17 protein-coding genes and 1 riboswitch are annotated in these 17,439 nt (G+C 74.8%); of the genes, 8 read left to right on the forward strand and 9 right to left on the reverse strand.

The features are described from left to right. Window positions 1–59: 59 nt before the first annotated feature. Complete coding sequence (locus KVT14_RS13905) at window positions 60–1,286, forward strand: hypothetical protein (RefSeq protein ID WP_217616214.1); 1,227 nt, start codon at window positions 60–62, stop codon at window positions 1,284–1,286. Between the two features lie 96 nt (window positions 1,287–1,382). Here the strand turns inward: KVT14_RS13905 and KVT14_RS13910 are convergent, their stop codons facing one another. Both KVT14_RS13910 and KVT14_RS13915 read right to left on the reverse strand, forming a co-directional pair. Continuing rightward, entirely contained in the window at window positions 1,383–2,195 is an 813-nt protein-coding gene (locus KVT14_RS13910) for an exodeoxyribonuclease III (protein ID WP_217616215.1), read from the reverse strand. Between the two features lie 58 nt (window positions 2,196–2,253). Beyond that, window positions 2,254–3,537 (reverse strand): TetR/AcrR family transcriptional regulator, encoded by a 1,284-nt coding sequence (locus tag KVT14_RS13915; RefSeq protein ID WP_217616216.1) that lies wholly within the window; start codon window positions 3,535–3,537, stop codon window positions 2,254–2,256. A gap of 86 nt (window positions 3,538–3,623) precedes the next feature. Here KVT14_RS13915 and KVT14_RS13920 point away from each other — a divergent pair, with 86 nt between their 5' ends. Both KVT14_RS13920 and KVT14_RS13925 read left to right on the forward strand, forming a co-directional pair. Further along, window positions 3,624–4,559, forward strand: a complete 936-nt coding sequence (locus KVT14_RS13920; RefSeq protein WP_217616217.1) for an ATP-binding cassette domain-containing protein — start codon at window positions 3,624–3,626, stop codon at window positions 4,557–4,559. Continuing rightward, window positions 4,556–5,365 carry an ABC transporter permease gene (locus tag KVT14_RS13925; protein ID WP_308161077.1) on the forward strand — a complete coding sequence of 270 codons (810 nt, stop codon included), beginning with the start codon at window positions 4,556–4,558 and terminating at the stop codon, window positions 5,363–5,365. The genes KVT14_RS13920 and KVT14_RS13925 overlap by 4 nt, the downstream gene beginning before the upstream one ends. On the opposite strand, the gene KVT14_RS13930 is transcribed toward KVT14_RS13925, so the two are convergent. Beyond that, window positions 5,343–5,744 (reverse strand): phosphotransferase, encoded by a 402-nt coding sequence (locus KVT14_RS13930; protein ID WP_217616218.1) that lies wholly within the window; start codon window positions 5,742–5,744, stop codon window positions 5,343–5,345. The two genes, KVT14_RS13925 and KVT14_RS13930, sit on opposite strands and share 23 nt — an antisense overlap. A 165-nt stretch (window positions 5,745–5,909) precedes the next feature. Here KVT14_RS13930 and KVT14_RS13935 point away from each other — a divergent pair, with 165 nt between their 5' ends. Together KVT14_RS13935 and KVT14_RS13940 are read left to right on the forward strand one after the other, a co-directional pair. Then, entirely contained in the window at window positions 5,910–7,481 is a 1,572-nt protein-coding gene (locus KVT14_RS13935) for a cytosine permease (protein WP_217616219.1), read from the forward strand. After that, window positions 7,478–8,233 (forward strand): isochorismatase family protein, encoded by a 756-nt coding sequence (locus tag KVT14_RS13940; RefSeq protein ID WP_308161078.1) that lies wholly within the window; start codon window positions 7,478–7,480, stop codon window positions 8,231–8,233. Before KVT14_RS13935 ends, KVT14_RS13940 begins: the two co-directional genes overlap by 4 nt. Window positions 8,234–8,638: 405 nt before the next feature. Here the strand turns inward: KVT14_RS13940 and KVT14_RS13945 are convergent, their stop codons facing one another. The 3 genes from KVT14_RS13945 to KVT14_RS13955 form a co-directional block, all read right to left on the reverse strand. After that, window positions 8,639–9,517: a bifunctional methylenetetrahydrofolate dehydrogenase/methenyltetrahydrofolate cyclohydrolase gene (locus KVT14_RS13945; protein WP_217616220.1), complete on the reverse strand. Its 879-nt coding sequence runs from the start codon at window positions 9,515–9,517 to the stop codon at window positions 8,639–8,641. Window positions 9,518–9,530: 13 nt separating this feature from the next. Further along, window positions 9,531–10,820 carry a serine hydroxymethyltransferase gene (gene glyA / locus KVT14_RS13950; RefSeq protein WP_217616221.1) on the reverse strand — a complete coding sequence of 430 codons (1,290 nt, stop codon included), beginning with the start codon at window positions 10,818–10,820 and terminating at the stop codon, window positions 9,531–9,533. Window positions 10,821–10,884: 64 nt separating this feature from the next. Next, window positions 10,885–10,972: riboswitch (ZMP/ZTP riboswitch) on the reverse strand. Between the two features lie 61 nt (window positions 10,973–11,033). Then, entirely contained in the window at window positions 11,034–11,540 is a 507-nt protein-coding gene (locus KVT14_RS13955; RefSeq protein ID WP_147794258.1) for a GNAT family N-acetyltransferase, read from the reverse strand. Window positions 11,541–11,675: 135 nt separating this feature from the next. On the opposite strand from KVT14_RS13955, the gene purU reads away from it, so the two are divergent. From purU to KVT14_RS13970, 3 genes are read left to right on the forward strand one after another with little or no spacing between them, the layout of a single operon-like run. Beyond that, the gene (purU, locus tag KVT14_RS13960) at window positions 11,676–12,539 is read left to right on the forward strand and encodes a formyltetrahydrofolate deformylase (RefSeq protein ID WP_217616222.1); all 864 of its coding nucleotides are present in this window, start codon (window positions 11,676–11,678) and stop codon (window positions 12,537–12,539) included. A gap of 60 nt (window positions 12,540–12,599) precedes the next feature. Continuing rightward, window positions 12,600–13,244, forward strand: coding sequence for a nucleotidyltransferase domain-containing protein (locus tag KVT14_RS13965; RefSeq protein ID WP_217616223.1), 645 nt, complete (start codon window positions 12,600–12,602; stop codon window positions 13,242–13,244). Window positions 13,245–13,248: 4 nt separating this feature from the next. Continuing rightward, window positions 13,249–13,653 (forward strand): hypothetical protein, encoded by a 405-nt coding sequence (locus KVT14_RS13970; RefSeq protein WP_217616224.1) that lies wholly within the window; start codon window positions 13,249–13,251, stop codon window positions 13,651–13,653. A gap of 14 nt (window positions 13,654–13,667) precedes the next feature. Here the strand turns inward: KVT14_RS13970 and KVT14_RS13975 are convergent, their stop codons facing one another. From KVT14_RS13975 to KVT14_RS13985, 3 genes are all read right to left on the reverse strand, one after another. Next, the gene (locus KVT14_RS13975; protein WP_217616225.1) at window positions 13,668–14,453 is read right to left on the reverse strand and encodes an ATP-binding cassette domain-containing protein; all 786 of its coding nucleotides are present in this window, start codon (window positions 14,451–14,453) and stop codon (window positions 13,668–13,670) included. A 46-nt stretch (window positions 14,454–14,499) separates the two neighbouring features. Beyond that, entirely contained in the window at window positions 14,500–15,618 is a 1,119-nt protein-coding gene (locus KVT14_RS13980) for an ROK family transcriptional regulator (RefSeq protein ID WP_308161079.1), read from the reverse strand. A 222-nt stretch (window positions 15,619–15,840) separates the two neighbouring features. Next, window positions 15,841–17,058, reverse strand: a complete 1,218-nt coding sequence (locus KVT14_RS13985) for an NADP-dependent isocitrate dehydrogenase (RefSeq protein ID WP_217616226.1) — start codon at window positions 17,056–17,058, stop codon at window positions 15,841–15,843. Between the last annotated feature and the right edge of the window lie 381 nt (window positions 17,059–17,439).

Genomic DNA, 17,439 nt, shown 5'->3' on the forward strand with positions numbered 1-17,439 from the left:
GCACGTCAGCGACACGCCCGGTTTGAGATGCTTCGGGCAACTTGGGCAGAGTGGGGTCCGTGCTCCGCCTGCTGCTCTCCGCCGTCATCGGGTTCTTCGTCGCCTCGGTCGTCCTCCGGGTCGCCGACCTGGACGCCGGGTGGGAGTGGGCGTTCGGCGTCTCCCTCGGCGTGATGGTGCCGCTGATGGTCCTGGTGTCGATCGGGCGCACGTTCGCCGGCGCGCGGTCCGCCCGCCCGCAGGACGTCGAGGCCGCGCTCCGCGAGAACCGCGTCAGCCTGGCCAAGGTGCTCGAGACCCGGGCCACCGGCACCACGATCAACGACCAGCCGCTGTGCGAGATCCGGCTCGTCGTCGCGTCCCGCACCCGCCCCGCGTACACCACCACCACCCGGAGCGTCGTCAACCTGGGGCGGCTGCCCGGGCTCCAGCGCGGCGCGGTCGTCGTGGTGGCGCAGCTCGACGCGGAGCGACCCGACGTCGCGCTGCTCGACCCGGCCCCCGCGGGCTGGCAGGAGATCGCCGACCGCGACACGCACGTCCGCGACCTGCCCGAGGCGCCGGTCTGGGAGGCCGGACCCGCGCGGGGCCGCGACCGCCGGGGGCTGATCCGGATCCCGGCGGTGCTGCTCCTGGTCCTCGCCCTGGTCGGGTTCGGCGCGCGGGTCTGGCCGGTCCGCGACGAGGCGCTCGCGCTGGTGCAGGGCACGCCGCTGGAGGAGGTGCAGGCCGAGGCCGGCGCGGCGAGCGGCCCGGTCACCGACACCGAGACCGATGCACCGGTCGACCTGTTCGCGGCGGCGAACACGCGCGGGGCGGTCGACGACCTGGCCGCGGTGGCGGGCGGCACCCAGTTCACCGAGGTCGGGATCTACGGCGACTACATCGTGGCCGAGGGTCTCACCGCCCCTGGCGCGCCGACCACCGACCGGTACACCTGGCGGGACGGGGAGGCGGCCCGGGACGGCGCCGCCACGATCCAGCCCGATCCGGCCACGCTGCCCGACGAGCTGTTCGACGTGACCGCGGTCGACTGGTCGCTGGTCGAGCCCCTCGTGGCGCAGGTGCCGGAGCTGACCGGGATCACCGCGCCTGACGGGCCGTCCGTGCTCGTGCGGCGGGCGACCGACCCGGCGGTCACCACCCCGGTCGAGTTCCACCTCTGGCTCGGCGACGAGTACTACGACGCCTTCCTGACCGCCGACGCGACCGGGACGGTCGTGTCGATGCACGGCGGGCGGCCGGGCTCGCCGTCGGAGGCGTGGGAGGCGGCGCACGCCGGGTGACCTCGGCGCACGCCGGGTGACGCCGCGCGCGACCGACGCTCGCGGCACGGCGACGCAGGCGGGCGGCGCCCGACGTCGCCCGTCCCGCCGTGTCGGTCAGACGTCGTAGGTGACGACCACCGGGGCGTGGTCGCTGAACCGCGCGTCGTAGGTCGCAGCCCGGTCGATCTCCACCGCCCGGGCGCGGTCCGCGAGCGACGGCGTCGCCAGCTGGTAGTCGATCCGCCAGCCGGAGTCGTTGTCGAACGCCTGCCCGCGCCAGGACCACCACGTGTACGGGCCCGGGCCCTCGCCGCCGTGCTCGCGGCCCAGGTCGCGCCAGCCCTGCTCGTCGAACCAGGTGTCCAGGTACGCCCGCTCCTCGGGGAGGAAGCCGGCCGCCTTGCGGTTGCCGCGCCAGTTCTTGATGTCGACCTCGCGGTGCGCGATGTTGAGGTCGCCCGCGACGACCACGTCCGCGCCCTCGCCCGCGAGCTCGGCGAGCCGCTTGGTCACGACGTCGAGGAACGCGTACTTCTCGTCCATCTTCGGGGTGCCGGCCTGGCCCGAGTGCACGTACGCCGAGACGACGGTGAGCACCCGCGGCTCCGCCCCGTCGGCCGCGGGCAGCTCGAGGTCCGCCTCCACCCAGCGGCCGCTGTCGGCGGGCACGCCCGTCCCGATGCCGATCCGCACCGCGCGCATCGGCAGCCGCGAGGCGATCGCGACCCCCGCGCGCCCCTTGGTCTCGCTGGCCTCGTGCGCCAGGTGCCAGTCCGCCGCGGACAGGTGGTCGCCCAGGATCTCGTCCGAGGCGCGCACCTCCTGCAGCAGCAGGACGTCCGGTCGGCGGGCCTCGACCCAGTCGGCCATGCCCCGCTTGAAGGCGGCCCGGATCCCGTTCACGTTCACGCTCGCTACCGTCAGCACGCGGACCATCCAACCTCATGCCACCGACACGCGCGGACCGCCCCGGCGGCCGCCGGGGTCACCCCGCCCCGGCCGCCCGCGCCGCCTCGCGCGCCTCGGCGCGGGCCACCACCGCCGCCACGCCGTCGAGCACCAGCCGCAGCCCCCAGTCCGGCCGGCCGTCGTCGTCCTCGGCGACGGAGTCGGCGTCGAACGCCCCCGCGTCGAGCGCCTGCGCCAGCACGGGGTGCTCCTGCGGGTCGGTCACCGCGCGCAGCAGGGAGGCGTAGTCGACCAGCGCCGGGTGCGCGGCCGGCCCCGGGGTGCCGCCGTCGGCCTCCTGCGCCGCGGCCGCGTAGGCCCGTTCCGCCTGCGCCTCCGCGGCCACGACCTGACCCTCGGCGAGCAGGTGCAGCGACAGCCGGCCGACCACCGCCGTCCGCTCCGCCCAGCTCAGCGGCGTGCCGTCGAGCGCCCGCAGCCCGCGCTCGAGGAACGCCACCCTCGCCGGGCCCGGGAGCGCCGCGGCCGCGGGGGTCTGGACCGCCCAGGGGTGCCGCCGCGCCAGGTCGAGCTGGTCGGCGCACCAGCGCTCCAGCGCGGCCCGCCAGGCCGGGACGCCGTCGCGGGACGCGAGGCCCGCCGCGTCGTCTGCGGCCGGCTCGCCCGCGGGCGTCACCGCCTCGGCGAGCGCCGCGTCGAGCATCACGGCCAGCAGGTCGTCCTTGCTCGACACGTACCGGTAGAGCGCCATCGTCGTCACGCCGAGCCGTTCCGCGACCCGCGCCATCGACACCGCGCCCAGCCCGTCCGCGTCCGCCAGCGCGATCGCCGCCTCGGCGATCCCGGCGACGGTCAGCCCCGGGCGCGGGCCGCGGCGCCCGACCGGGGCCGGGCGCCAGAGCACGGCGAGTCCGGGGGGCAGGTCCGGGCCCGCCTCCTCGTCCCCCGGCTCCCGTGCCGCGAGCGCGCGCAGCCGCGCCCGCTCGACCTGCCGGGCGGCGCGCTGGGCGGCGAGCTGCGCGTCGAGCGCGGCCCGCTGCGCCTCGCGCTCGGCCCGGTCGGCCTCGCGCTCGACCTCGCGGACGGCGCGCTCCTGCTCGGCGCGCAGCCGCTCGGCCTCCTCCTCGGCCGCGCGGGCGGCGCGGTCGCGGTCGCGCTGCGCCTTCTCGGCGTCCTTGCGGGCCCGCTCCCGGTCCTTCTCGGCCCGGGCGGCCTCCTTCTGCGCGGCGCGCTCGGCCTTCTCCCGGTCGCGCCGCAGGGCCTCGGCGTGCTTGCGGGCGTCCGGGTCGGCGGGGTCGGCGGGGTCGAGGGCGGAGGCAGTCGCGTCCGGGTCGGCCGGCCGGTCGTCGTCGGGCTGCATCGGACTCCTTGACCGTGGGTGGATCAACTGTGTACAACATACACACCGCACCATCCGTGTACGACGTAGACAGAAAGGAGCCGACGATGGACACCCCGATGATCGAGACCCGGGCGCTGCGCAAGGCGTTCGGGTCGACCACCGTGCTGACCGGCGTCGACCTCGTGGTCCCGCAGGGCCAGGTGCTCGCGCTGCTCGGGCCGAACGGCGCGGGCAAGACCACCACCGTCGAGATCCTCAGCACGCTGCTGCGCCCCGACGGCGGCACCGCGACCGTCGCCGGGCACGACGTCGTGCGCGAGCCCGACCGGGTGCGCGAGGCGATCAGCCTGACCGGCCAGTTCGCCGCGGTCGACGAGCTGCTGACCGGCCGGGAGAACCTCCGCCTCATGGCCCGGCTCGCCCACCTCCCGCGGGCCGTCGGGCGGGCCCGCGGCGACGAGCTCCTCGAGCTGTTCGACCTCGTCGGGGCCGCCGACCGGCTCGTCCGCACCTACTCCGGCGGGATGCGCCGGCGGCTCGACCTCGCCGTCGGGCTGCTCACCCGCCCGGCCGTGCTGTTCCTCGACGAGCCGACCACCGGGCTCGACCCGCGCAGCCGGTCCGACCTGTGGGCCGTCATCCGCGACGTCGTCGCGCAGGGGGCCACCGTGCTGCTGACCACGCAGTACCTCGACGAGGCCGACGCCCTCGCCGACCGCGTGGCCGTGCTCGACCACGGCCGGGTCATCGCGCAGGGCACCGGTGCGGAGCTCAAGCGCCAGGTCGGCGCCGCGCACGTCGAGCTGCAGCTGGCCGGCGGGCGGACCGAACGGGTCGCGACCGACGCCTCCGTGCCGGACGTGCGCCGCATCCTCGCCGACGTCGAGGTCCGCCGGCTGCCCGTCGAGTCCTGGCGGGTCGCCGTGCCCACGCTCGACGACGTGTTCCTCACCCTCACCGGCCGCCCGGCGGACGCCGTCCCGGCCGCCGACGCGCCCGAGCCCGAGGCCGCGGACCTGCTCACCCGGGAGGCGTCGTGACCGCCACCGCCCTCGCGCCCACCCGCACCGCCACCCGCCCGCCCGCCGGCGGGTGGGCGCTCCAGGACACCGCCGCGATGATCGGGCGGAGCCTGCGCCGGTCCCTGCGGACGCCCGACACCCTGATCATGGGCATCGCCCTGCCGGTGATCCTCATGCTGCTGTTCGTCTACGTGTTCGGCGGCGCCATCCAGACCGGCCAGGCCGCCTACGTCGACTACGTCGTGCCGGGCATCGTCCTGCTCTGCGCGGGCTACGGCGCCGCGACGACCGCCGTCTCCGTGGCGTCCGACATGACCGGCGGCCTGATGAACCGGTTCCGCACCCTCCCGGTGCGCCCGGTCGCGGCGCTGACCGGCCACGTCGTCGAGTCCGTCGTCCGCAACGCCGTGTCGACCGCCCTCGTCGTCGGCGTCGCCTACGTCACCGGGTTCCGGCCGACCGCCGGACTCGCGGAGTGGCTCGCGACCGCCGGCCTCGTGCTGCTGTACGTGCTCGCCCTCACCTGGACGGCCGTCTGCATCGGCATGGTGTCCTCGGGGCCGGAGGCCGCCAACGGGTTCACCTTCGCGATCATGTTCCTGCCCTACGTGTCGAGCGCGTTCGTCCCGCCCGAGTCCATGCCGCGGGTCCTGGAGTGGATCGCGACCTACCAGCCCGTCACGCCGGTGACCGACACCGTGCGCGCGTGGCTGGTCGGCGCGCCGGGCGGGCAGCCGCTCGTGGCGCTGGCGTGGTGCGCGGGGCTGCTCGTGGTCGCACGACTCACGGCGGCCTGGCTGTTCAGGCGACGCGCGGCGCGCTGACCCGCGTCGGGGCCACCCCGCGCAACCGCGCCAGCACGTCGACGAGCGCGTCCTGGACCGCCCTCCGCGTCGCATCCGCCACGGAGGGATGCACGTCGGACCACCGCGACCCGGGGACGTGCTCGGTCACGTGCACCTGGGTGCCGTCCACCACCCGCGCCGCCACCGTCCGCGGCACCGGCACCCCCGCACGGCGCGCCGCCTCCTGGGCGTGAGCCGCCCGGAGCAGGTCGGGCGCCGCGCCCGCGGGCGCGGTCTTCACCACCAGCGGCTCACCGGCGGCGCCGGTGACCGCGCGCACCTCCGCGCCGCCGTCCCCCGCGAGCACGGCGGTCACCCGCGCGCGGCCTCCGAGCACCGCCGTCAGCACCGCGTCCACGGATCACCTCCCGGTCTGCCCCTCATCGTGGCAGCCACCCGACCGCGACCGGTAGCCCGCGCCGCGGCGTCGTCCGCGCGGACGCGAGCCGGGGGCCACGCCGTCGTCCCCAGGCTCGCGCCGGAGGGGGTGACCGCGAGCGTCCGCGGTGGTGGGATGGGGCGCATGACCCTCCCTCCCCCGGCGGGCGCCGCACCCGCCACCGGCCCCGGAGCCACTCCCGACGCCGAGCCCGGCGGCGCCGTCCCGCCCGGCCGCGCGCTGGCCGTCGAGTCCGCCGGCGTCGACGTGATCGCCGACCGCGACCGCAAGGGCACCCCCCGCCAGCTGTTCTGGCCGTGGTTCGCCGCCAACGTGTCCGTGCTCGGTCTGTCCTACGGCGCGTGGGTCCTCGACTTCGGCGTGTCGTTCACCCAGGCCGTCGTCGCGAGCGTCGTCGGCATCGTGTTCTCGTTCCTGCTGTGCGGGATCGTCGCGCTGGCCGGCAAGCGCGGGTCCGCCCCGACGATGGTGCTGTCCCGGGCTGCGCTCGGCGTGCAGGGCAACCGGGTCGCCGCGGTGCTGTCCTGGCTGCTCACCGTCGGCTGGGAGACGATCCTCGCCGCGCTGGCCACCCTCGCCACGGCCACCGTCGTGGAGGCGCTCGGCTGGGGCGGCGGCACCGGCGTGCAGGTCGTGGCCCTCGTGGTGGTCGCGGCGCTCATCATCGCGGGCGGCGTGTTCGGCTTCGACCTGATCATGCGGATGCAGACCGTCATCACCGTGGTCACCGCCGTGCTGACCGTCGGCTACGTGCTGCTCGTCCTCGACCACGTCGACACCGCCGCCGTCACCGCGCTGCCGTCCGGCACCGCCCAGGCGTTCATCGGCGCGCTCGTGTTCATGATGACCGGGTTCGGGCTCGGCTGGGTCAACATGGCCGCCGACTACTCCCGCTACCTCCCGCGGCACACCTCCGGCCGCGGCGTCGTCGGGTGGACCACGTTCGGCGCCTCGCTCGCGCCGGTCGTGCTGCTGCTGTTCGGCCTGCTGCTGGCGGGCTCCGACCCGGAGCTGCGCGCGGCCATCAGCGACGACCCGATCGGCGCGCTCACCACCATCCTGCCGACCTGGTACCTCGTGCCGTTCGCGGTCGTCGCGGTGCTGGGCCTCATCGGCGGAGCCGTGCTCGACATCTACTCGTCGGGCCTCGCGCTCGTCTCGACCGGCCTGCCGATCACGCGGCCCGTCGCCGCCGGGATCGACGGCGTGATCATGGTGCTCGGGACGATCTACATCGTGTTCGGCTCCGACACCTTCTTCGGCGTGTTCCAGGGCTTCCTCATCACCCTCGGCGTCCCGATCGCGGCGTGGGCGGGCATCATGATCGCCGACGTCCTGCTCCGCCGACGCGACTACGACGACCTCGACCTGTTCGACCCGCGGGGTCGCTACGGGCGGGCCGCCGGGGTGCCCCTGACGCTGCTCGCGCTCGGCACCGTCCTCGGCTGGGGCCTGGTCACCAACGCGTCCGCCGGGTGGCTCTCTTGGCAGGGGTACCTGCTCGGGCCGATCGGGCTCGGCGGGACCGAGGGCGCCTGGGCCTACGCGAACCTCGGGGTGCTGGTGGCGCTGGCCGTCGGGTTCCTCGGGACGCTGCTGCTGCGGCGCGGGGCGGTGCGACGGCAGGAGGCGCTGCCTCCGGCCGGCGGCGTGGTGGGTGCAGGTGCGGGCGCCGACGCGGGGGTGGTCCGGTGACGGCCGGGCCGGGGTACGAGGACGCCGGCAGCGCGGCGGGGGCCGGGCCGGGGCACGAGCAGGCCGGCGGCGCGGCGCGGGCAGGGCAGGGGCGCGAGGACGCGGGCGGCCCGGTGACGGCCGGCGAGCACGACCCGGCGGCGGCAGCTGGGCACGGCGCGGCCGGCGCGACGCCCGGGCGGGCCGTGCTGGTCGTGATCGACATGCAGCCCGTGTTCGCCGACCCGGGCAGCCCGTGGGCCGCGCCGCGGTTCGCCGAGACGCTGCCCGTCGTCCGCGCCCTCGCGGAGCAGGCCGGCGCCGACCGCACCGTCTTCACGCGGTTCGTCGCCCCGGAGCGACCCGAGGGCGCGTGGGTGGCCTACTACGCCGACTGGCCGTTCGCCCTGCAGCCCGAGGACGCCCCGGCGTACGCGATCGTCCCGGAGCTGGCGGCCCTCGCCGCGGCGTCGTCCGTCGTCACCGCGACGACCTTCGGCAAGTGGGGCCCGGACCTCGCGGCGCACGTCCGCCCGGGCGACACCATGCTGCTCGCCGGCGTCTCGACCGACTGCTGCGTGCTGTCGACGGCGCTCCCGGCGGCCGACGCCGGCGTGGCCGTGCGCGTGGTGGCGGAGGCGTGCGCGGGCGCCGACGACGCCAGCCACGCCCGCGCCCTGGACGCGATCCGCCTCTACGCCCCGCTGGCCGACGTGGTCGACGCGACCACGGCGGGCGCGATCCTGGCGACCACGACGGCCCCACCGGACTGACGCGGCACCCCGCGGTACACCCCTGTCCGGCTCCCTCGTCAGCCGGTGACCTGCGTACGCGCGACCGCCGATCGCACCGACCGCGCCATCGCGCCGATCGCGCCACCGCGCCGCTCGCACCGATCGCGCCACCGCGCCGGTCGCGCGGACACCGCGCTGCGCCGCGCGGCGGCCTCGCGCGCCCGCCGCACCTGAGACCCCCGCGAGGTCGGCGGTTCCGCCCGAGGTCGGCGGTTCCGCACCGGTCGCCGTGGCCGCAACCGCCGACCTCGGCTGGCGGTGACGACCTCGCACTGCACCCCGCACGCCGAACGCCGGGTGACGCCCCGCCGGAAGCGCGACGCCCGGGTGCGCGGCCGGCCCCGTGGGACCGGCCGCCCACCCGGGCGTCGGCGATGCGTGCCGTCAGGCCTGGCGCTCGGCGGACTCCACGACGTTCGCCAGCAGCATTGCGCGCGTCATCGGCCCCACCCCGCCGGGGTTCGGGCTCACCCACGCGGCCACCTCGGCCACGCCGGCGTCCACGTCGCCCGCGATGCGGCTCTTGCCCGTCTCCGGGTCCGACACCCGCGACACGCCCACGTCGACCACCACGGCGCCCGGCTTCACCAGGTCGGCCGTGAGGATCCCGGGCACGCCGGCGGCGGCCACGATCACGTCGGCGTTGCGGGTGTGCTCGCCGAGGTCGGCGGTGCCGGTGTGGGTGAGCGTCACCGTGGCGTTCACGGCCCGCCGGGTCAGCAGGAGCCCGATGGACCGCCCGACCGTCGTGCCGCGCCCGATGACGGTCACGTCGGCCCCCGCGAGGGAGACCCCGTGCCGGGTGAGCAGCTCGATGATGCCGCGCGGCGTGCAGGGCAGCGGGGAGTCGATCTCCTCGTTGACCCGCAGCACCAGGCGCCCGAGGTTGGTCGGGTGCAGGCCGTCCGCGTCCTTGTCGGGGTCCACGAGCTCGAGCACCCGGTTGGTGTCGATGCCGCGCGGCAGCGGCAGCTGCACGATGAACCCGGTGCAGGCCGGGTCCTCGTTCAGCCGCTGGACCGCGGCTTCGATGTCCTCCTGGGAGGCGTCGGCGGGCAGGTCCTCGCGGATCGAGGCGATGCCCACCTCCGCGCAGTCCCGGTGCTTGCCGGCGACGTAGGACACCGAGCCCGGGTCCTCCCCCACCAGCAGCGTGCCGAGCCCGGGCGTGATGCCGCGCCCGGCGAGCACAGCCACCCGCTCCTTGAGCTCGCTCTTGATCGCGGCGGCCGTGGCCTTGCCGTCGAGCGTCTTCGCCGTCATGTCGCGGCCCCGGTCAGTACTGCTGCAGGCCGGGGTACAGCGGGAACGCGTCGGCCAGCTTGGCCACCCGCGCCCGCAGGCCCTCGACGTCGGCGGACGCACCGGCGGTCAGCGCGGTCGCGATGATGTCCGCGACCTCGGTGAACTCGGCGTCGCCGAACCCGCGGGTCGCGAGCGCCGGGGTGCCGATCCGCAGGCCGGAGGTGACGCGCGGGGGGCGCGGGTCGAACGGCACCGCGTTGCGGTTCACCGTGATGCCGACGTCGTGCAGGAGGTCCTCGGCCTGCTGGCCGTCGAGCTGCGAGTTCCGCAGGTCGACCAGCACCAGGTGCACGTCGGTGCCGCCGGTCAGCACGGACACGCCCGCGGCCGCGACCTCGGGCGAGACGAGGCGGTCGGCGATGATCCGCGCGCCGTCGATGGTGCGCTGCTGGCGGTCCTTGAAGTCCTCGCCGCCCGCGATCTTGAACGACACGGCCTTGGCGGCGATGACGTGCATGAGCGGGCCGCCCTGCTGGCCCGGGAACACGGCGGAGTCGATCTTCCTGGCGTACTCCTCGCGGCTCAGGATGAAGCCCGAGCGGGGGCCGCCGATCGTCTTGTGCACGGTGGACGACACGACGTCCGCATACGGCACGGGCGACGGGTGCAGGCCCGCGGCGACCAGACCGGCGAAGTGCGCCATGTCGACCCAGAGCTTCGCGCCGACCTCGTCGGCGATCTCGCGCATCGCGGCGAAGTCGAGGTGCCGCGGGTAGGCGGACCAGCCGCCGATGATCACGGCCGGGCGGTGCTTGAGCGCGGCCTCGCGGATCGCCTCGGGCTCGATGAGGAAGGTGTCCGGGTTCACGCCGTACGCGCCGACGTCGTAGAGCTTGCCGGAGAAGTTGATCTTCATGCCGTGCGTCAGGTGGCCGCCGTGCGCGAGCTCGAGGCCCAGGATGCGGTCGCCGGCGTTGGCGAGGGCGTGCAGCACGGCCGCGTTCGCGGTCGCGCCGGAGTGCGGCTGGACGTTGGCGTGCTCGGCGCCGAACAGCTCCTTGGCGCGGGTGATCGCGAGGGTCTCGGCGATGTCGACCTGCTCGCAGCCGCCGTAGTACCGGCGGCCCGGGTAGCCCTCGGCGTACTTGTTGGTGAGCACGGAGCCCTGCGCCTGCAGGACGGCGCGCGGGACGAAGTTCTCGCTCGCGATCATCTCGAGCGTGCCCTGCTGGCGGGCGAGCTCCCCGTCCAGGACCGCCGCGATCTCCGGGTCCACCTGGGACAGGTTCTGGTCGAGCAGGGGCGTGTTCTCGGCGCTCATGCGTCTCCTCGGCAGTCGGCGGGCGCGGTCTGTCGACCGCACACCGATCGATGGTGTGGGGTGACCGCGGGGCCCAGGCGTCCGACCCGACGTCGTGCTGCTGCGTCGCTCCCCGGTGGTGACCCACCTGTGCGCCAGTCGCGACCGGTTCAGCCTAGCAACGTCCCCGCCGGGGCGGGGCGGGCCGTCCGCGGACCGGTCGCGGGACGAGGATCACGCCGAGGCGGGCGCCTCCGCGTCGGCCTCGCCGAGGATCCGCCGCAGGTACGCGTACGTGAGGTCCCCGACCGTCTGGTCGTGCTCGTGCGTGTAGCCGTGCTTCTCGTACAGCGCGAGGTTCTGCACCGAGTCGCGCCCGGTGAACACCCAGATCTCCTCCACGTCCTCCGGCAGGTGCGGCAGGATCGCGAGCAGCAGCTGCGTCCCGATGCCGTGGCCCTGCTGGTCGGGCGCGACCGCGAACCGGCCGAGCGTGGCCTTCTTGCCCTCGAGCACGACGCGGATCGAGCCGACCAGGCGGTGACCGGCCCAGGCGCCCAGCGTGACGACGCCCTCGGCCGCGAGGTCCGCGCGCAGCTCCGACAGGGTCTGGGTCAGCGGCGGGATATGCGGGTCGTCGTACTGCTGGGCCTCGGTGACGAACGCCGCGCGGCGCAGCGTCAGGAGCTCGCCGGCATCGGCGTCGGCGATGGGCCGGATGGTCACCTCGGTGTCGCTCATGCCCCCATCGTCTCAGGACGTGCGCGAGGTCGACAGCCCGGAGGTCCCGATGTCGCCCGGATTCCACCCGGTGGACACCTCCGGCCCGCGGACGCCCCGGGCTGCCGCGCGTCGCGCGCGGGTACCCTCCCCTGCGTGACGACCTCGACCCCTGCGGCCACCTCCTGGGTGCTGTCGCTGTCCTGCCCCGACCAGCCCGGCATCGTCGCCGCCGTCGCGGGGCTGCTCGCCGAGCACGGCGGGAACATCACCGAGTCGCAGCAGTTCGGCGACCCGCTGTCGGGGCTGTTCTTCATGCGCGTCGAGGTCGCCGCCGAGCGGACCCGCGAGGAGCTGGAGCAGGCCCTGGCCGCGCTCGCCCCGCGGTTCTCGATGGACTGGTCCCTGGACGTCGCCGGCCGCAAGGTCCGCACCCTGCTGCTCGGCTCGACCGCCGCGCACTGCGTGAACGACCTCGCGTTCCGGCAGCGGTCCGAGGGCCTGCCGATCGACATCGTCGGCCTGGTGTCGAACCACACCGCGCTCGCCGACCTGGCGGCGTTCTACGCCATCCCGTTCCACCACGTGCCCGTCACGAAGGACACCAAGGCGGCGGCCGAGGCCCGGCTCCTCGAGCTCGTCGAGGAGCTGGACGTCGAGCTCGTCGTGCTGGCCCGGTACATGCAGATCCTGTCCGACGACCTGTGCCGCGCGCTGGCCGGGCGGGTCATCAACATCCACCACTCGTTCCTGCCGTCGTTCAAGGGCGCGCGCCCCTACGCGCAGGCCCACGACCGCGGCGTGAAGCTCATCGGCGCGACCGCGCACTACGTGACCGGCGACCTCGACGAGGGCCCGATCATCGAGCAGGACGTCGAGCGCGTCGACCACACCCGCGGGGTCGCGGACCTGGTCGCGCTGGGCCAGGACGTCGAGCGCCGGGCGCTGGCCCGCGCGGTGCGCTGGCACGCGGAGCACCGGGTGCTGCTCGACGGGCACCGGACGATCGTCTTCCGCTGACCGGGGTCTGATACTTTTTCATCAGACCTGATGAAAAAGTAGTAGACCGCGAGGTCACCCGTGAACCTGAGCGACCCGATCTCCGCCGTCGTCCCCAGCCTCGAGGGGCGGGTGCTCGTCGTCCTCAGCAGGGCCCAGGCGCCGCTGACCGGGTCCCGCGTGGCCGACCTCGTCCCTGGGTCGTCGAACCCCGGGGTACGAGCGGCGCTGGGGCGACTCGTCGAGCAGGGCACGGTGCTGGCCGCCCGGTCGTCGCACGCCGTGCTCTACCGTGCGAACCGGGAGCACCTCGCCTGGCCCGCCATCGAGGCCGCGGTCCGCTTCGCGGCGCACACCCTCGACGCGCTGCGGGAACGGCTCGTCGCTCTCCTCGTCGAGCACCTGGGCCCGGATCGCGCGGCTCGGACCACCGTCGCGCTCTACGGCTCGGTCGCACGCGGGACGAGCGACCGGCGGAGCGACGTCGACCTGGTGGTGCTCACCCCCGACGATGTCGCCGCCGACCAGGCGGAGCACCTGCTCCTCGACATCACCGTGGGTGTCGAGCGGTGGACCGGCAACGCCTGCTCCGTGTACGAGCTGTCCACAGATCGCCTGACGGCCCTTGTCCGGGCCGCTGACCCGATGGTTCGTTCGTGGCTGGACGATGCCACCACGATCAGCGGCCCGGACCTGAGGGAGCTGCTGCGAGCCCACGGAGCGTGACCACATGCCGCCACGGACGACGCGGATGACCCCGGCGTCCGCCCGCGAGCGCGCCGAGATCGCGCGCGAGCACCTGCGCGTCGCGGAGGAGCGGCTCGCGGCGTGCGCCGACGGGCCGTCCCGGGAGGCGAGCGTGTCCGCGGCGAACGCCATCAGCGCCGCGATCGCCGCGGCCGATGCGATCTGCGGCATCGTGCTGGGGCACCGCAGCAGCGGCCCCGACCACCGGGCGGCCGCGGCGCTGCTCGCGCAGGTCGCGGACGGCGCCCCGCTCGCACGACGGCTGGTGCGGCTGACAGCGCAGAAGTCCCAGGCCCAGTACGGCGACTACGTCACCGCCCGGGTCGCGCGGGACGTCACGGCGTCCGCCGCCCGCCTCGTCTCGGCACTCCCCCAGTACGGCGTCTGACGCCGGCCGACGACTCAGAGCGTCGCCGGCCGGGTCGTCGGCCGCGCCGCCCGCCCCGTCGGCGTGATCCCCGTGATCGCCGCGATGAGGTCCTCGTACGACGCGTGCTCGGCGTCGAAGTCGCCGTTGATCCTCCCGAGCCGCAGCACGACGATCCGGTCGGCGACGGCCTGCACGTCGACCATCGAGTGGCTGATCATCACGACGCCGAGGCCGCTCTCGCGGAGCCGCTCGACCATGTTGAGCACCTCGGCGGTCTGCGAGATGCCGAGCGACGCCAGGGGCTCGTCCAGCACGACGACCCGCGGGTTCCCCACGAGGGTCCGGGCGACGGCGACCGCCTGCCGCTGGCCGCCGGACAGCGCACGCACCGGCGCCCGGACGGACGGCACGCGCGCGGCGAGCTGGCTGAGCACCTCCCAGGCGCGGCGCTCCATCCGCCGCTCGTCGAGGATGCCGGCGCGGCGGAGCTCCTGGCCGAGGAACAGGTTCTGCACGACGTCGAGGTTCTCGGCCAGCGCGAGGTCCTGGAAGACGGCCGCGATGCCGAGCTCCCGCGCGGCGCGCGTGGACGGCATGGTCACGGGGACGCCGCCGACCTCGATGTGGCCGGAGTCGGGGGCGAGGGCGCCCGACATCACCCGCGCGAGCGTCGACTTGCCGGCGCCGATGTCGCCGACGATCGCCACGACCTCGTGGGCGTGGATGTCGAGGTCCACGTCGACGAGCGCGCGCACGGCGCCGTAGTTGCGGGACACGCCCCGCACCGACAGGACGGGGGTGCCCGGTGCCCTGGTCATCGGTCCTCCTCCGCTGCGTCCTTGCCGCGTGCCGTGCTGCACCGGCTCATCCTGCCACCGCCATGGACTGGGCAATACCGGCGTGGTCGAGCGCGAGCGCCAGCGCCCCCCGCACCTCGGCCGCGGTCCCGAGCTCGGACACGACCACCTCGACCGGCCCGGCGGTGCTCGGCAGGGTCCGCTGCGCGAGCACGCTCCGGAAGGTGTCCAGCAGGATCGGGCCTGCGTCGGCGAGCCGCCCGCCGACGACGACGAGCTCCGGGTCGAACAGGTTGCAGGTGTTCGCGGCGGCGACCGCGAGCAGCCGCCCGGCGTCCGAGATCACCCGCCGGCAGCCGGGGTCGCCGTCCTGGGCGCGCGCGATGACGTCCGACAGCGTGAGGTGCCCGTGGCTGGACTCCAGCATCCGCAGCAGGGCGGGCGCGCCGATGAGCGCATCGAGGCAGCCGCGGTTGCCGCACCGGCAGATCGGGCCGTTGTCGTCGATGGTGATGTGCCCGAACTCGCCGGCCGCGCCCGTTCGACCGTGGAAGACGCGCCCGTCGACGATCAGGCCGCTTCCGACGCCGTGCGAGACCTTGAGGTAGGCGACGTGCCGTTTGCCCCGGGCGGCGCCGTGCCGCAGCTCGGCCAGCGCGCCGAGGTTGGAGTCGTTGTCCACCTGGACGGGCACGCCGAGCCGGCGCTCGAGCACCTCGGGGACGGACACCCCGTCCCAGCCGCGGAGCACGCCCACCGACACGATCCGGCCGGTGACCGGGTCGACGGGGGCCGGCACCCCCACCCCGACGGCGAGCACCTCGGACATGGTGGCGCCGACCGAGTCGACGAGCTCGGTGAGCAGCAGCGACGCGCGCTCCAGGCCGGCGTCGGCGCGGTGGTCCGGCGGCAGCGGCATGCGCTGGTCGGCGACGACGCGCTGGGCGACGTCGGCGATCGTGACCCGCAGCGACCGGGAGCCGAAGTGGATGCCGCCGACCAGTCCGAGGTTGCGCGCGAGGGTGACCTGCTGGGCCCGGCGACCGCTGCGGGAGGTGGGTGCCGTGGCGAGCACGCCGGCGCCGGTGAGCTCCTTGACGATGTTCGACACCGTGGCGGGTGACAGCCCCGTGACACCGGCCAGCTCGACCTGCGTGAGTGAGCCACGCTGCTGGACGGCACTCACGATCCGGGCCCGGTTGGCTTCACGGAGTGAAGATTGCGATCCCGGGGTCACTCTCTCAGTGCCCACGTAGCCGAGGATACAGGCGCCACGACCCCGATCCGCACGCCGCGCACCACCCACGCAGATGCGTTCGAGAGGTGACGGCACCGGCGTCCTGATTACGGCGACGGCCGCCGCCCGCGGGGTGCGGGCGGCGGCCGTCGAGGTCGTGCGGCGCGGGCGTCAGCCCAGGCGCGCGGCCAGGTTCTCGTCGAGGGCCGCGAGGAAGCCCTCGGTGGTCAGCCACTCCTGCTCCGGGCCGACCAGGAGCGCGAGGTCCTTGGTCATCTTGCCGCTCTCGACCGTCTTCACGACGACGTCCTCGAGCGTCTCGGCGAACTGGGTCACCTCGGGGGTGCCGTCCAGCTTGCCGCGGTGCTTGAGGCCGCCGGTCCACGCGAAGATCGACGCGATCGGGTTGGTCGACGTCGGCTTGCCCGCCTGGTGCTGGCGGTAGTGCCGGGTGACGGTGCCGTGCGCGGCCTCGGCCTCGACGGTCTGGCCGTCCGGGGTCATGAGGACGGAGGTCATCAGGCCGAGCGAGCCGAAGCCCTGCGCGACGGTGTCCGACTGGACGTCGCCGTCGTAGTTCTTGCAGGCCCAGACGTAGCCGCCCTCCCACTTCATGGCCGAGGCGACCATGTCGTCGATGAGGCGGTGCTCGTAGGTGAGGCCGGCCTCGGCGAACGCTGCGGCGTACTCGGCGTCGAAGACCTCCTGGAACAGGTCCTTGAACCGGCCGTCGTAGGCCTTGAGGATCGTGTTCTTGGTGGACAGGTACACGGGGTACTTCCGCTGCAGGCCGTACGCGAACGAGGCGCGCGCGAAGTCGCGGATCGACTCGTCGAAGTTGTACATGGCCATGGCGACGCCGCCGCGGTCCGGGTACGTCACGACCTCCTGGCGGATCGGCTCGGAGCCGTCCTCCGGCGTGAAGGTCAGGGTCAGCGTGCCCGCGCCCTTGACCACGAAGTCGGTCGCCTTGTACTGGTCGCCGTGGGCGTGGCGGCCGATGATGATCGGCTTGTTCCAGCCCGGCACCAGGCGCGGGATGTTGCTGATGATGATCGGCTCGCGGAAGACCACGCCACCGAGGATGTTGCGGATCGTGCCGTTCGGGGAGCGCCACATCTTCTTGAGGCCGAACTCCTCGACCCGGGCCTCGTCCGGGGTGATCGTCGCGCACTTGACGCCGACGCCGTGCTCCTTGATCGCGTGCGCCGCGTCGACCGTGACCTGGTCGTCCGTCGCGTCGCGGTTCTCGATCGACAGGTCGTAGTAGCGCAGGTCGATGTCGAGGTACGGATGGATCAGGCGGTCCTTGATGAACTGCCAGATGATCCGCGTCATCTCGTCACCGTCGAGCTCGACGACCGGTCCAACCACCTTGATCTTCGCCATGCGGGCCAGATTACTTGACGTCGAGAGACTTCGCGGGCGGGCCGGCCGCGAACCGGCCCGCATCCAGGCGACGCACAGCGATCGGTGGCATGCTCGAACCGTGTGCCCGACCGGGCGGCGCGCTGCGCGCCCGCAGGTCGGACCCGGTGCGGGGCCGCCGAACGGCGCGGCCCGCGCCCGTCATCGCACCCGGACGAACGGATGATCATGTCGCAGGACAAGCCCGAGCCCGACGAGGCCCCGGACGCCCCCACCGGCGCGACCGACCCGCAGCAGGGCACCCCGGCCGAGCCCACGGCCCCGGCCGCCCCCGTGACCCCGACGCCGTCCGCGCCGCCCGCCGGCTCGGCCGTCCCCGCGCCGGCGCCGGCGAGCGCCCCG

Origin of the sequence: Cellulomonas sp. GbtcB1 (assembly GCF_019091725.1) — a bacterium.
Taxonomy (GTDB): Bacteria; Actinomycetota; Actinomycetes; order Actinomycetales; family Cellulomonadaceae; genus Cellulomonas.

What these genes read in the sequence shown, in the direction of transcription:
- glyA (WP_217616221.1), bottom strand. Translation starts at nt 10,820, where the DNA reads ATGAGCGCCGAGAACACGCCCCTGCTCGACCAGAACCTGTCCCAGGTG.
- KVT14_RS13975 (WP_217616225.1), bottom strand. Translation starts at nt 14,453, where the DNA reads ATGACCAGGGCACCGGGCACCCCCGTCCTGTCGGTGCGGGGCGTGTCC.
- KVT14_RS13970 (WP_217616224.1), top strand. Translation starts at nt 13,249, where the DNA reads ATGCCGCCACGGACGACGCGGATGACCCCGGCGTCCGCCCGCGAGCGC.
- KVT14_RS13915 (WP_217616216.1), bottom strand. Translation starts at nt 3,537, where the DNA reads ATGCAGCCCGACGACGACCGGCCGGCCGACCCGGACGCGACTGCCTCC.
- KVT14_RS13935 (WP_217616219.1), top strand. Translation starts at nt 5,910, where the DNA reads ATGACCCTCCCTCCCCCGGCGGGCGCCGCACCCGCCACCGGCCCCGGA.
- KVT14_RS13945 (WP_217616220.1), bottom strand. Translation starts at nt 9,517, where the DNA reads ATGACGGCGAAGACGCTCGACGGCAAGGCCACGGCCGCCGCGATCAAG.
- KVT14_RS13920 (WP_217616217.1), top strand. Translation starts at nt 3,624, where the DNA reads ATGGACACCCCGATGATCGAGACCCGGGCGCTGCGCAAGGCGTTCGGG.
- KVT14_RS13955 (WP_147794258.1), bottom strand. Translation starts at nt 11,540, where the DNA reads ATGAGCGACACCGAGGTGACCATCCGGCCCATCGCCGACGCCGATGCC.
- KVT14_RS13985 (WP_217616226.1), bottom strand. Translation starts at nt 17,058, where the DNA reads ATGGCGAAGATCAAGGTGGTTGGACCGGTCGTCGAGCTCGACGGTGAC.